A 14,647-nucleotide genomic window follows, 5' to 3' on the forward strand; every position below is an offset into this window, starting at 1 on the left:
ATTTAGATTGCCTGTACTTTTTTTATGAAAGATATCATATATACGAATAATCTATCCCCCACTTGAATAGGTATATAGAAGTGTGGTGATATGGACGAATAATCTATCCCCACTCGAATAAGGTAGAAAAGTAGTGATAGGGAAGAATGTCCTGCCCCAATAGAATAAGAGAGGAAAGATAAGATGATATACGTTCAAAACAAGACATGGAGAACGGCTGTTGAACCGTTGGCTGCCTTTTTGGCATTAGGCATTCTTTTTTATTTTAGTAATGGTTTTTTTCATCAAGAAACAGTTCAGCTTTTAGCGATAGCGGTTCTTGTTATTTTGTTTTCTTCTCAGTATGGTATTTATTCAGCAATTGGAGTATTTGTTCTATCGTTTTTGTATCGAATCATGTATGGAATTGCAACATCAGAAGACATTTTACTTTATTTTGTTTCCAAGGAATTTATGTACGAGACTCTTTTTCTAGCATTTTCAGCCGTAATATGCGGCTTATACAGCACGTCGAGACAGGAGCGATATAAGGATATTGTTGATGAAAATACGTACATAAAGCGGGAAATGGGGGAGTTAACAGCAACTGTCGACCAGCTTAATGAGACGAAAAAAGTGTTAAAAGAGCGGCTGCTTGAAAACAACAACCATTTAGGAACCATTTACTCAATGTTTAAGGCAATTAATCACCAGCATCCTGAAGTTGTTCTTGACCGGGCCATAGAAGTGTTAAAAAAAGATCTGGGTGCAAAAGAGGTGGCTATTTATTCTGTTAGCGGAGATCATAGCGTCTTGCGCCTAAAAGTCGAATCATCAGAGACAAAAAGGCGTTTTCAAAAGTCCATTCTTGATGAAAAGCCGCCGGTCATCGAGCGCGCATTATCGGACGGCATTCCTTATTTCAGAATGGAAGCAGATCCACAAAATGCCCCAATGATTGCAGGACCGGTCTTTATCAATGACCAAATTCAATATTTAATAGTGGCAGACCGCCTTCCCTTTAAGGAAGTGACCAATCACCAGTTTGAGCTGTTTGTCTGGTTTATCCGCTGGTTGGGTGATCGCCTTGACCATGCCGGGGAGTGGTGGAATGATGATGTAAGGAAAAAAACATATGAGGGAACAGGCATTTATTATCCGTCGGAAATGCAGCATGTATTGTCTATATATGAAACGAGGGAAAAAATGTTCGGCTTTCCTTTTACGTATATGGAACTGAGTGTATTGACAGTCAATGTATATGAATTGCAGGAATTATTGAGCAAACAGCTGCGCCAGATTTGTAAAATTGATGTTGTTGGATTTGATAGGGAAAACGCTAAACTGATGATCATTCTTCCAAATACAAATGCAGAGGAAAGCAAGATTGTTTTGGAGCGGATTAAGCAAAAGATCATTGAAACGAAACGAGTGGAAGTAACATGAGCTGGATCATTCTTTATATGATGTATCTCATTATCATGATAGTTGTATATAGATCTTTGAGCAGACGCGTGACAGAAGACTATGCCGGAATGCTGTTGTATTATTTCATTCTGTCCGCTGCTTTTCCCATTGTAGGACTGCTCGCCTCTCTGCTTTTGGAGGGTCTTAATAAAAAAAGGAAGACTATCGACTGGTTTGAGGAATACGAAAATTATATGCAGCAAAAAGTAGTGAACTATGCTGATATTCGCAGGCAGGCCGCAGCAGATGAAAACTTGATTCCCTTTTTATCAGGTCTTGGCCTAGACAAAAACAAGTTACAAAAGCAGTTGATTATGGAACTGAGTGAATTAGATATTACGGGACAGGGATTCTTTCTAGAGCGGGCCATTCGTCATCATAATACCGAAACAGCCCATTACGCGGCAGTCAGCATGAATAGTTTGAAAGACCGCTTTCAAAAAAATATTGAAATGTTGCGCAGCCAATGCAGAAATGAGAGTAAGCCTTACTTGGAACTCATAACTGTATATCGTTCTTTTCTTCAAAGTGGCTTTTTAAATGGCAGCCAGAAGGAAGAGCTGAGAAAAGAGTGCAAGGGCTTTATCGATGAGGCGATAGCCTTATTTCCGAAAGAAACTATTCTTTTATACTATCGGGGGGAACAGGCCCTGCATGAGCAAAATTATGAGGACGCGGCAGGTTATTTTCAATTGCTCGTGAAGTTGAATCCGGCCTCTTCTTCCGGATATGAGGGACTCATTGAAACATTTTATGAACAAGGAAACTGGCCCGCCGTGTACAATATGATCCGAAAAGCATCTAAACATAATATTGAGTTTCCGTATAAATTTGAACAGATTATTGACAGGATGGGGAATAACAGATGACTAAAACATCAAATAAATTGGTTTGGATCAGCGGTGGTGTTCTTCTATTGGCTGTTGCGGCTATCTTGTTTTTTCGATCTGATTATTTTGTGAGGTCGGCAAAGTCCGAAGCCTCACCCGCCAGGCAATCATTTCAGATTTTAACGGCGGACAACAAATCAAATCAAGGAGAAACCATTCAGCTTTATGTTATTTCAGGTGAAGGCGACCTTGGAGCGAAGGTAGGAGAAAATTTGGCGTATGCGTCCGGTTATGCTCACATCCAAACGTTACCGCTTGACGAAGATGAAATTGATGAAATTGAACCATCCCCATACAATGCTATTTTTGTTTCAGGGGACCATCTTCAAGATTTATCTGTTGAGAAGTTAAGTAGATTTGTTGAAGAAGGCGGCCGGCTTTTTGTAGCAAACAGCTTTTATTATCAAGACGAGTGGCTGGACCTGCTTGGTATCAGTGAGATGGGAGAATTTATTACGGCGAAGGGCTTGACGTTTGAGAAGTCATTATTCCCAGGCTACCCGGAAGTACCTGTAGATTCGAATCTGTTCACCCACAGCTCCGTTCAAGTGGAGCTTGATGAGACAACAACGGATCTTTGGATGAGTGCACAGAGCAATCCGGTTTTTTGGACAAATGATTTTGGAGAAGGAAAAGCGGCTGTCTGGAATACAGCTGTATTAAATGAAAAATCAGCACGCGGCTTGATGGTTCAATCAGTTGGCTTATTATTCCCTTCTTTCGTTTCTGCGCAGGTTGGGACAGAAATTGTGTACATCGATGATTTTCCTTCACCTGTTCCAGAGGGGTCTTTATCAGGAACAAGTCTTATAGATGAAGAAATATCTGTCAGGGATTTTTATAAGCATTACTGGTGGCGGGACATTGAAAAGATGATTGAAAAGTATGGTATTAAGATTACAAGCGGAACCATTGCGACATACGAAAACAATGTGAATCCGCCATTCAAAGAGATGACGGAAGCAGTCCGTCGGCCCTACATTTATTACGGACGGACTTTGTTGGGACATAAAGGAGAGATCGGGTATCACGGATATAACCATCAGCCGTTAGTAACAGCGGGCACGTACATTGATCCGGAGCTTGGTTATGTTCCGTGGCCGGATCAACAAAGCATGGGAGAAGCAGTGAAAAAGCTAAAAGAAACAGTGGCTCACTTTTTCCCTAATGAGAAGATTGAGACGTATGTGCCGCCGTCCAATATTATTGACCGGGAAGGGATTGACGTGCTCGTAAAAGAATTGCCAGAATTGAAAACGATAGCATCTTTATATACGGGATCTGAAAGCAACGGCAGCTTTATACAAGAATTTGAATACGACGAAACCTATCCGGAACTGTACCATTATCCACGTGTAACAAGCGGATACAGCCTTGACAATTCGGCAACATTTACAATGGCGGATGCCATGGCCCACATTGGGACAATTTCTCATTTTATTCACCCGGACGATGTGCTGGACCCATTTCGTTCAAAAAATAGCAGCTGGGCAAAAATGGCGTTTAAATACGAAAGGCTTCTTCAAGATGTCCGAAAGTGGTATCCATTTTTGACGAGTGTGACACAGCGGGAGGCTACCGCAGCGATAAAAGCGTATCAAAAGTCAAAGATTACGAGAACCTATACAGATGAATCGATTTTTATTTCATATGACAAAGTACCGTCCACTACGTCGCTGCTTGTTCGGGTGGAAGAGGGAAAAGAGCTTGAAGAAGGAACATTTTCGTATGGGAAAGTCATTAAGCTCTCTGAAGGTTTGTACAATGTACAATTAAAAGAAGCTGAAGCAGAGATTAACATTATGGAGGTTCAGTCATGAGAATTGGAATGGTTGTAGAAGGAAGCTACCCGTTTGTCAGTGGCGGGGTGGCTTCCTGGGTTCAAACGATGGTACGTCATTTTTCGGAGCATGAATTTGTAATTTATGCCATTGTGACGCATAAAGATCCCTCCATGACAATGAAGTACACGTTGCCGGAAAATATAGAAAGACTGGAAATCATTCCGCTTCATAAAGACGTGAAACCGATTTACCCGTCAAAAAAATTAACAGATGAAGAAGTCGAGATCGTTTCAAACTGGTTTGCTTTTAAACAATCCGGAAAAGAAGCGCTGCAAATTTTACAGGAACAGGACAAAGTTGGGAATACAGAAGCTTTTTTAAATAGTACGATTTTTTACGACATTGTTAAAAAATGTTATGTGGAAGAACAAATAACGGCTTCTTTTCTCGATTACTTGTGGATGTTTCGGTCGATGTACCAGGCCGTTATACAAGTTTTGCAGGCCGATACGGCAGAAGCTGATGTCATTCACACAGTCTCAACGGGTTATGGGGGCCTGCTCGGTTCTGTTTTGAGCATTCGGTTTGACTGCCCGCTTGTGTTGACAGAACATGGACTTTATACAAGAGAACGTGAAGAAGAAATTTTAAAAGCCGACTGGATTCCGTCCATTTACAAAAATCGGTGGATTCGTTTTTTTAAAAAATTAGCAAATGAAGCGTATGACCGCGCTCACGTCATTATCTCACTGTTTGATCGGAACAGCCGTCTGCAGGAAGAAGCTGGTGCTCCTTCAGAAAAGCTTATGGTGATTCCAAACGGAGTAGAAATGGATGCTTATGCCGGCCTGAGACCGGTCGAAACGAAAATACGAGAAGAAATCATCTTTACCTCTGTCTTGCGGGTCGTGCCAATCAAAGATGTAAAAACAATGATTTATGCGGCGAAAATAATAAAAGAAAAAGAGATTCCTTTTCTTTTTTATTTGGTCGGACCAACGACAGAAGAGCCTGAATATGCGGAAGAATGCCGAGAGTTAATCGAGCGTCTTCAACTGCAGGACAATATTGTGATGACCGGGCAGGCCGATGTAAAAGCCTATTTGAAAAAAACAGACGTGCTTGTGCTGACAAGTGTCTCTGAAGGACAGCCGTTAGCGATGCTTGAAGGAATGGCAGCTGGCATCCCATGGATTGTAACGGATGTTGGATCCTGTCGGGAATTGGTTGCAGGGGCGGCTGAGGATGAACTTGGACGCTGCGGGTTTTACGTACCGGCTGTCGCGCCGGATGCGGTCGCATTTCAAATGGAATGGTTTTATAACAACCAGGACCATATCCAGGATATGGGCTTAATCGGCCAAAAAAGAATCGAAGTATACTATCAGCTGCAACATGTTATTACCCAATATCGTACCGTTTATCATTCGCTTAAAAGAGAGGAGGAGAGCGATGGCCGGCATCGGGTTTCATCTTCAGAAGTTATTTAAAGAAGATCACTTGTCTTCTCATATGCAGGCATATAGCTTTACTGCGATGGTCACAGCAGGTCCATGGCTGATTGTAATCGCCGCGCTTTTATTGATTCAGTCCATTATCGCGCAATTTGGCGATCCATCGTTTAATGGACTTAATATTATTACAGCATCCATTTCTTACTGCTTTATTTTTTCACAGCTGTTATTTGGAAGCTTCCAGTTAATCGCCACCCGGTATGCGGCTGACCGGCTTTATGCAAAAGATGTAAACAGTTTATTTCCAACAATGGCAGGGCTGATTCTGCTTCTTTCAGCAATTTCAACAGCGATATGGATCGTTTTCGCGCTGCTATCGCCTATGCCGATTGTATACAAGTGGCTGCTGCTCATGTTATTTTTAGCGCTCAATATTATTTGGTCTCAAACAATCTTTTTAACAGCCGCAAAAAATTATACAGCGATTACAAAAGCGTTTGGCGCAGGGGCGTTTGTAGCTGTAGCATGTACATGGATTGTCTCGGTTTTGCCGATTCAAACCAGTACCGCGTTTTTATTTGAAGGCTGGGTGATCGCTTCATTTACGTTCGGCATGATTGTGACGGCAGTTTGGCTGAGTACCATTCTTCTTCAAATGTTTCCAGAAAAATCGACGGACGGTATGTTTTCCTTCTTGACTTATATCGATAAATTTCCGCGCTTGTTCTGGGCTGGCTTTTTTTACAATGCCGGTTTATGGGTTTGCAATGTGCTCATCTGGTTTGGGGAAGGCAGCCTGGTAATTGCGGATACATTTCGCATGAATCCTCAGTATGATACAGCCATTTTTTGGTCGTACTTGACGATTGTGCCGACGTACATGTTTTTTGTCGTCAGCATCGAGACCCGTTTTTACACAAAATATAAACGGTTTTATAACTATATTAATAATGGTGGAACACTTGACCAGATTAATCAGTCAAAAGAAGATATGCAAAAAGCGCTTCGTGACGAAATTGAGCGTCTGATGCGCAATCAAGGCGTAGTGACCTTTTTAATCATTGTGGGCGTTTTATTTTATTCCTTTAACTTTGGACAAGATCAAAATGCGTATACGATTCTTCAGCTTGGGATCATCGGTGCTTTTGCGAATGCTATGCTGTTAATTAATATGCTGCTCATGCTTTATTTTGAAGATCAAAGCGGTGCAGCAAAAGCGGCTGCAGTGTTTTTTACATTAAACCTTCTCTTAACAGCGATTTTGCTGCCATTTGGGGAACGAGCCTATGGCATCAGTTTTGCATTAGGTTCTATCCTAGCGTTCATGTACTCGCTTCAGCGTCTGTTTGCTTATGTGAAAAAAATTGATTACCATGTATTTGCACCTGCGCTACAGCATGGAAAGCCCGCTTTTTTTACATCGCTGGCAGAAAAATTAAATAAAAATAAAAAAATATCCCGCACGACATAAAGGCGGGATTTTTTTATAAACCGTTTGCTAAGACGTATTTATATAAGATGATGGCTATGATGCTGTATTTTTACATCGGAGGGTAAAAAAGTAAAAGAGGCAGCGTTATGCTTCCAAAATACATAACTGGCGTTTTTTTTATTCATTTTGGAATTCACTTTTTCTTTTCAAGGAGCGAAAGCAATCATGGTTAACAATCGAATGAATGATGTACATTCGTTTAAAATTTATTATGGCGCCGCGACAGAAGAAGCGGTGGAAGAGCTGATTGGATATGACATGGTTGTGATCGAGCCGGCTGCGTTTACGAAAGAACAAGTGGCGGAACTTCAGAATAAAGGCACAAGGGTATTGGGCTATGTCAGCGTAATGGAGCTTGAAGTATGGCATGAAGATCTTGTACAGCCGTCTGACTTCCTTTTGAAAAACAATGAAAAATGGCACATTCCGAAATGGGAGTCCTACATGATGGATATTACAAAAGCGCATTACCGAAACGTAGTACTGTCGAAAGTAGCATCACACGTTCACAAGAAAGGAATGGATGGTGTCTTCTTTGATACCGCCGGCAATATTGATGATTATTTTTATGAGAATGAAAAACTTCAGAAAAAATTAAGAGAAGGTTATACAGCGCTTTTAGCCCAAGTTCAACAATCATACCCAGGCTTATATGTGATGCAAAACTGGGGCTTTGACACTGTAAAAGCAGCGTCCCTTCCATACATAGACGGTGTGCTCTGGGAAGACTTCGACAAAGAAATGGTCAGGCAGGATAAATGGTCTCAAAGCTGGATAGCTTATTTCCGTTCAAAGAGCCATCAACTCGATACATTCACAGTAACGAACAATAAAAGCTCTAACGATTACAGCCACAGCCTCGGGTTCCTTTCCACGAACAATAAAGATGATATTTATGATGATCTATAAGGAAAAGCCTGCTCTTTCTCAATACCGAGGCCACTGAAAAAATTGCGTTTTTACATTCTTAATTGTTTTCAAATGAAAATAGGCAGCTTTCTGTTCGATTTTGAACAGAAAGCTGCCTATTTCTTTTATTCATTTTTTTATTCTTTTTCCTTTAGCAGTGTAATGATTCTTTTTAGATTGACCGCAAAAATCGCGGTGGCCTCTTGTATTTCTATGCCAAAAAGACCCGCCGATGACGCTGTGTCGTACCCATGCCTGTGTTTTAGCTCGCTGTTCTTCGCTTCAATTTTATATCGTTCGCGTGCGAGCCTTTTGAATTCCTCACTATTTTGAAACGCTTCTTGTTCCGTATGTTAGTTCGAATTAATGGTCACCGAATACGTTTTACTTTTAGCCCCTGTCTAATAACATCCTTCCCCGATCGGACAAACTTTACATTTTTATAAAAATACCTTTTTTGATTATACAGGCAAAATTGGAGGATATATAAATATAGTAACTTATAATATTTTATGGTATAAAAGAATTAGGTCTTTTGTTTGGTAAATGTCGAATGTTTTTGTGGAAACCGGGCTTGTTAAGAAGAGATGAGAACATTTTGGAGGGGTTAGGTTGAAAAGGGGAATAAGTTTAAAATATCAGTTAATGCTGTTTATTTTTGTGATTTTAGCAACTGTTTTAATCGTTATGTTTTTGATTGCCTACGACAGCGCGAAAGACGAAATTATTGACCTTGGGGAAGAAATGTTCACCAATGTGAATAAAGATGTAATCGGCACTGCGAATTTGTTAAATGAACGAGTGGAAGCAGGCGATATGACATTAGAAGAGGCACAGGAAACATTCAGAACATATGTAAATGGTCCGAAAATGCCTGATGGGTCCAGGGATATTACCCAGACTAAAATGTCTCAAAACGACTATATGTTTTTCTGGGCTTTTCAGGAAGATGGCGTCATGACGATGCATCCCGCCCCTACGGAAGGCCAAAACCTCTGGGATTATCAAGTAGATGGGAAATATACGGTCCGGGATACGTGGGCAAACCGGGAAAAGACGGGCGGCATTTATAGAGAAATATGGCAGAATGAAGGAGAGCCTATTTACACGTACATCAGCCATTTGGAGTACTATGAGCCGTGGGGCTGGATCATCGGTGCCGGCGGGCGGGAAGAAGTTTTATATGAAAGAAGAATGGACGGTCTGCAGAGGGAATTTTTAATTACGGCCATTCTGTCATTGATTGGTGCGCTGGCTGCTTCTTACTTTTTTGCACAGCTTATCTTTAAAAAGATAAACAAGCTTCGTTTAGCGATTGAAAAAGCAAGCGAAGGAGATTTAACACAGTCTGTCGATATTCATTTTAAAGACGAATTTGGCCATTTGGCTGATAGTTACAACATCATGACAGGTAATTTGCGGCACATTGTCCAGCAGGTGTCAGATGCTTCGCAGCAAGTAGCGGCCACATCCGAACAGCTAACGGCAAGTGCAGAAATGACAAGTAAATCGAGCGAACAAATTGCGGAAACGCTTGACAGCGTGTCAGCAGGCACAGTCAAGCAGCTTCAAAGCATAGAAGACACGGTTCAGGCAGCGGAGGGCGTCGCCCGCGGTGGAGGACAGATTGAAAAAAATATGGAGAAAGCATCAATTCTGGCTGTTGAAGCTTCCCAAAAAGCGGCGGAAGGGGATGAATCCCTGAAAAAGGCGGTTCTGCAGATGAATTCGATCAATAAAACCGTTGGAGGGCTTGCAGATGCCGTAAAGGGGCTGGGTGAAAACTCAAAAGAAATTGGGCAGATTGTTCAGGTTATCACTGGCATTTCCGAGCAGACAAACTTATTGGCCTTAAATGCAGCTATTGAAGCGGCAAGGGCAGGTGAATCCGGAAAAGGATTCGCGGTTGTCGCAGATGAAGTCCGCAAGCTTGCGGAACAGTCTGCAAAATCCGCTGAACAAATTAAACAGCTGATCAATGTGATTCATGCGGAAACAAACAAAACCATCGATTCAACGCAGCACGCCACAGCCGAAGTATCAGAAGGAATTCAGGTTGTCGGCCAGGCCGGTGAATCATTCCAGCACATTCAAGAAAGCATCGGGGAAGTATCGGTCCAGTTTGAGCAGGTCCTCGAGGCGGTGAAGAATGTTGCTCCTGAAACGGAAAAAATGGTGCACTCTATTAGCCTTGTGTCTGAAGTAGCCGAAGGAACAGCGGCAAGCACTCAGACCGTTTCAGCGTCTACGGAAGACCAGGTCGCTTCTATGCAGGAAATTACGGCTTCAGCCGTGGCTCTTTCCAAAATGTCTGAAGAGCTGCATAATCTGGTAGGAAAGTTTAAAATTTAAAGCTTAATCCACCAGCTATCCAGGCACTGCTTCTTGTAGCAGGGAAGGAAAAATTAGACAAGAGCATTCCTCGCCGGAGGATTTGAAAAGCCACTTGATGTGCCGCCTCGTAGATGAACTTGAAGTCATTGTACAGGAACATAGCATTGAAGGCTTGAAGATGGGAGAGGCTTAAAGGGTACCTGTGATCGCGACCCCAGCAGGAGACAATGAAAATTTGGATAGATGAAGGGAACTTTGGCTTTCTAAGCTTTGGTTCCTTTTTCTTCTCAGCTTTTGGCAGTGTTTGAGGATCCGGGAGCTAGCTGGTTAAGGAAAGCACTTGACAGACTCCGGAATTCTGAGATTGGATTGTCAACACTAAATCAGACAACTCTTTTAAGGGACGATCGTTTGTATTCAATTGGACTTACGTAACCTAGTGTTCCATGAATTCGTAGCTTGTTAAACCAGTTAACATAATCACTGAATTCAAGCGTAAGATGCTCCAGGCTATCAAATTTCATTTGGCTGACAAACTCTGTTTTGATGATTTTGAACGTGGCTTCCGCCACGGCATTGTCATATGGACAGCCTTTCATGCTTAAAGAGCGGTCAATCTGAAAGACCGCTAACGTTTCATCGATGAGCTGGTTTTTAAACTCGCTGCCACGGTCGGTGTGGAACAGCTGGATGTCCCGCAGATCACCTTGAATGGAAGAAAAAGCTCGTGCGACAAGGCTTGCATCTTTTTTGGGTCCTGTGCTGAAGCCAATGATTTCGCGATTAAAGAGATCGACAAAGATACATACGTAATGCCATTTATTTTTGACTTTGACGTATGTTAAATCACTGACGACTACTTTTTTTGCTTCTGTCTGCTGAAACTCACGTTTCAATTCGTTTGCCTGAACTGATTCATTACAGGGAGTTTTCTGCGGCTTGAACTGTGCCACTGTATAGGAAGAAACAAGCCCTTGTTCCTTCATGATACGGCCAATACGTCTCCTGGAAACCGTAAATCCAAGCTTGTACAGTTCAACTTTGATCTTGCGTGTGCCGTAGGCACTTCGGTTTTGTTCGAAAATCTCTATCACAGCGCCTGTTACGTCATCTTCTGACTGACGTTCTTTGGCCTCATAGTAGTACGTACTACGTGAGATTTGCAGGACGCTGCACATTGCTGATACCGAGTATTTGTCTTTATTTCGCTTAATGACATTTACTTTCGTCCCATGATCAGCGCGGCTTGCTTTAAAATATCGTTCTCCATTCTAAGCTGCTTTAGTTCCTTGCGGAGTTCTAAAAGCTCCTGCTGTTCAGGAGAACGATTGTCTTTCTCTTTAAAAGAACCGGAGGTTTCATCCTGGTTGATCCACCGGTCAAGAGAGGACGGAGTCAGATCATATTCATCAATAATAGCTCGCTTCGTTTTTCCATTCTGGTACAGCTGCACCATTTGCTTTTTGAACTCGGGCGTGAAGGTGCGGCGTTCTCGCTTTGTCATAGTTGGAGCTCCTCATCTGTTTTAGATCCAGTGTACGTGACCTTAATTTTTCTGTCCAGATAAGTGTAGACGCTCCAGATTAGGTTATGTAGGGGGAGAAGAGAGAAAGACTAGCCCGGTGGTTTGATAGTTTCACTCCCTGGATTCGCTGTATTAATAAAACCTTTAAGGCGGAGAAATAAAGTTTTGTATTTCCTGCGGGGAATTTTGTTACATCAGTAACCTGCTTTAAAATATCCATTTTCCATCCGGAATGCCTCTTTTCGTTTTCACATTGTGGTATACTCTAAGTAAATTAATTTAATTAATATAAAAGGAGCATGACTATGAACCCTATTGAAAAACTAAAAAAATTTCTAAAAGAGAATGACTATGAGGGGATTCTTTTAAAAAGCCGTCGGAATTTTTCGTGGCTGACAGAAGGAAAGCACAATCATATTGTTTTGTCTGACTCCAGTGGTGTGGCAGATTGGCTTATTTTTCAGGATGCTCATTATTTGATCACAACCTCAATGGAGGAAGCTCGAATTCTTAAAGAGGAATGTAGGGATTTGTCGTTTTCATTCGAAAAGCGATCTATTGGCTGGATGGAGTCAACCGAATCCATCGTAAAGGAACTGACGAAAGGAAAAAGAATAGCTTCAGATACTCCATATAGTGACTTTGATCACGTCGATCACTTACTTGCTGACATCCGATCTGTGCTTTCATTAAATGAGATTAGTCGTTACAGATATCTGTGCCAAGAAGCGGGTGAAATGGTTGAGAGTGTGTGCCATCAAATTAAACCGGGTATGACCGAGTTCGAAATTGCTTCTATGGTTCACGTTAAGACAGTAGAACGCGGCATCAATGTGCAGGTAGCCCTTGTAGCGACGGACGAACGTATTTATCAGTACCGTCACCCAATTCCGACAATGAAGCAGCTTGAGCGCCATGCGATGGTCGTGCTCTGTGCCGAAAGCGGCGGACTTGTTGCAAATGTTACCCGATTTGTCCACTTTGGAGAAGTGCCGGCTGTCTTAAGAGAGAATATCAAAAAAACGGCACAAATTGATGTGAAAATGAACGCTGTCACTTTACCTGGTAATGAAGCAGGCTTCGTTATTCAAACAGCGATGGAAGAATATCATGCAGCTGGATTTCCTGATGATTGGAAGTTGCTGCATCAAGGCGGATTGACAGGTTATCAGTCACGTGAACGTCTGGCAGTGCTGAATGACAAATCCATTATTAAAGAAAACCAGGCTTATGCCTGGAATCCATCATTACCTGGATTTAAATCAGAAGATACGATTTTAGTCCACAAAAACAAGGTAGAATTTATGACGCATACGGGGGATTGGCCGTCTATTTGTGTAAAACAGGATGAGATTTTATATAAAAGACCAGATATTTTAGTCAGAAAAATATTGACAGTTTAAAAGGTTCATTGTATTGTTGGGTTTAGTTAGTTAAGTAATTTAATTAATAAAATTATTTAGCTTTATGAAAGCGATTACTAAGGGGGTAATGTAATGAAGAAGTGGGTTTCATTAGTAGCGACAACGAGTTTATTTGCTGGATTGATGGCAGGATGTGGTCCATCAGATTCTTCAACGGGCGGCGGTTCTGGGGAAAGCAATGGCGATAAAGAAATTGTTTTTTGGGCGCCATTTTCTGGTCCTGATGGTCCAAACATGCAGAAAATTGTAGACGGTTTCAATGAGAAGCAAGATGAATATGATGTGAAGCTGCAGATTGTCCCTCAGTCAGAATACTATAAAACGGTTGACCTCGCTTTAAATGGCCAAGAGGATGCTCCAGAGCTAATGATTATGCATGGCGATCAAATTATGACGTATGCCGAGCAAGATGTATTAAAAGGTTTAGATGATATTGTTGGCGATACGGTTCAAAAAGACCAATATCACGAAAATGCCTGGAAAGGAGCAGAAGTAGAGGGCACCACATATGGCGTTCCACTTGATATTCACCCTCTTATGTTCTACTGGAATAAAGATTTGTTTAAAGCAGCAGGGCTAGATCCTGAAAGCCCGCCAACGAATCGTGAGGAATTTATTGCAGCGGCACAGAAATTAACCAAAGCAGATGAAGGACAGTGGGGCTTTGCGTTGCCAACATTGTGGCCGCAGCAGTTCATTTTCCCGACAATCGTTTACCAAAATGGCGGGACATTGATTGAAGATGGAAAAGCCGATTACACATCTGAAGCGGTTGTAGATGCTCTTGAATTTGAGAAAGACTTAATTTCAAAATATAAAGTGTCTCCGGAAAACGTGCAGCAGGATGGAGAACTAACGTTATTTCTGCAAGGCAAAAACGCTATGCATTTAAACGGGCCATGGATGCTGAATCAATTTGAAGAATCTAATATTAACTTTGGCGTATCAACGGTTCCGCGTCTCGGTACAAAACAAGATGCAGTGTTTGCTAATTCTCATAACTTTGTCATTCCGGCAAGTGTGGAAGACGAAACGACCGTAACAGGCATTGAAGAGTTTTTAAGCTACGTGGCAGATAACGGCATGGCATGGGCAGAATCTGGACAGGCTCCTGCTTCGAAAGCGGTTTATGAAAGCGAAGAGTTCGGTAAGTTGAAGCAGCAGCCACAAGTGGCAAAGCAATTTGATTACGTTCAATATTCGCCGGCAGTTGCGAATTGGGGTCCTGTTTCAGATCCTTTATTCAAAGCAGTCAATGAAGCGCTATTAGGCCAGAAAGACGTTAAAAAAGCACTTGAAGATGCTGAAAAAGAATCGCAGGCACAATTGCAGTAACAAAAAAGCTGTTGGGCAGGCAAAGCTGTCTGCTCAACCCTTTTATACGAAATA

The 14,647-nt window shown here is 41.9% G+C and carries 10 protein-coding genes and 1 pseudogene; 9 read left to right on the forward strand and 2 right to left on the reverse strand.

The window, feature by feature from the left end; genetic code table 11:
• Positions 1–183 precede the first annotated feature (183 nt).
• The 6 genes from BA724_RS13430 to BA724_RS13455 all read left to right on the forward strand — a co-directional run bounded on the left by BA724_RS13430 (position 184) and on the right by BA724_RS13455 (position 7,975).
• Positions 184–1,425 (forward strand): GAF domain-containing protein, encoded by a 1,242-nt coding sequence (locus tag BA724_RS13430; protein ID WP_069939154.1) that lies wholly within the window; start codon positions 184–186, stop codon positions 1,423–1,425.
• Positions 1,422–2,315, forward strand: a complete 894-nt coding sequence (locus BA724_RS13435) for a tetratricopeptide repeat protein (RefSeq protein ID WP_069939155.1) — start codon at positions 1,422–1,424, stop codon at positions 2,313–2,315. The genes BA724_RS13430 and BA724_RS13435 overlap by 4 nt, the downstream gene beginning before the upstream one ends.
• The gene (locus tag BA724_RS13440; RefSeq protein WP_069939156.1) at positions 2,312–4,156 is read left to right on the forward strand and encodes a DUF2194 domain-containing protein; all 1,845 of its coding nucleotides are present in this window, start codon (positions 2,312–2,314) and stop codon (positions 4,154–4,156) included. Before BA724_RS13435 ends, BA724_RS13440 begins: the two co-directional genes overlap by 4 nt.
• Entirely contained in the window at positions 4,153–5,610 is a 1,458-nt protein-coding gene (gene pelF / locus BA724_RS13445; RefSeq protein WP_069939157.1) for a GT4 family glycosyltransferase PelF, read from the forward strand. The genes BA724_RS13440 and pelF overlap by 4 nt, the downstream gene beginning before the upstream one ends.
• Positions 5,573–7,045: an exopolysaccharide Pel transporter PelG gene (gene pelG / locus BA724_RS13450; RefSeq protein ID WP_069939158.1), complete on the forward strand. Its 1,473-nt coding sequence runs from the start codon at positions 5,573–5,575 to the stop codon at positions 7,043–7,045. Before pelF ends, pelG begins: the two co-directional genes overlap by 38 nt.
• Before the next feature lie 186 nt (positions 7,046–7,231).
• Entirely contained in the window at positions 7,232–7,975 is a 744-nt protein-coding gene (locus tag BA724_RS13455; RefSeq protein ID WP_141719939.1) for a glycoside hydrolase family 191 protein, read from the forward strand.
• Between the two features lie 137 nt (positions 7,976–8,112).
• On the opposite strand, the pseudogene BA724_RS18055 reads toward BA724_RS13455, so the two are convergent.
• Positions 8,113–8,415: pseudogene (locus tag BA724_RS18055) on the reverse strand (transposase); the annotation flags it as partial.
• Between the two features lie 172 nt (positions 8,416–8,587).
• Between BA724_RS18055 and BA724_RS13460 the strand changes: the two are divergent.
• Positions 8,588–10,327, forward strand: coding sequence for a methyl-accepting chemotaxis protein (locus tag BA724_RS13460; protein WP_083256229.1), 1,740 nt, complete (start codon positions 8,588–8,590; stop codon positions 10,325–10,327).
• A gap of 365 nt (positions 10,328–10,692) precedes the next feature.
• On the opposite strand, the gene BA724_RS13465 is transcribed toward BA724_RS13460, so the two are convergent.
• A protein-coding gene (locus BA724_RS13465) for an IS3 family transposase (protein ID WP_141719940.1) occupies positions 10,693–11,813 on the reverse strand; the annotation gives its coding sequence in 2 pieces (ribosomal slippage) (positions 10,693–11,564 and positions 11,564–11,813; 1,122 coding nt in all).
• A gap of 326 nt (positions 11,814–12,139) precedes the next feature.
• Here BA724_RS13465 and BA724_RS13475 point away from each other — a divergent pair.
• The gene (locus BA724_RS13475) at positions 12,140–13,237 is read left to right on the forward strand and encodes a M24 family metallopeptidase (RefSeq protein WP_069939160.1); all 1,098 of its coding nucleotides are present in this window, start codon (positions 12,140–12,142) and stop codon (positions 13,235–13,237) included.
• Between the two features lie 93 nt (positions 13,238–13,330).
• On the forward strand, positions 13,331–14,593 hold the full coding sequence (locus BA724_RS13480; protein WP_069939161.1) for an ABC transporter substrate-binding protein: 1,263 nt from the start codon (positions 13,331–13,333) through the stop codon (positions 14,591–14,593).
• Positions 14,594–14,647 lie beyond the last annotated feature (54 nt).

This window comes from Domibacillus iocasae, assembly GCF_001750285.1.
Taxonomy (GTDB): Bacteria; Bacillota; Bacilli; order Bacillales; family Domibacillaceae; genus Domibacillus; species Domibacillus iocasae.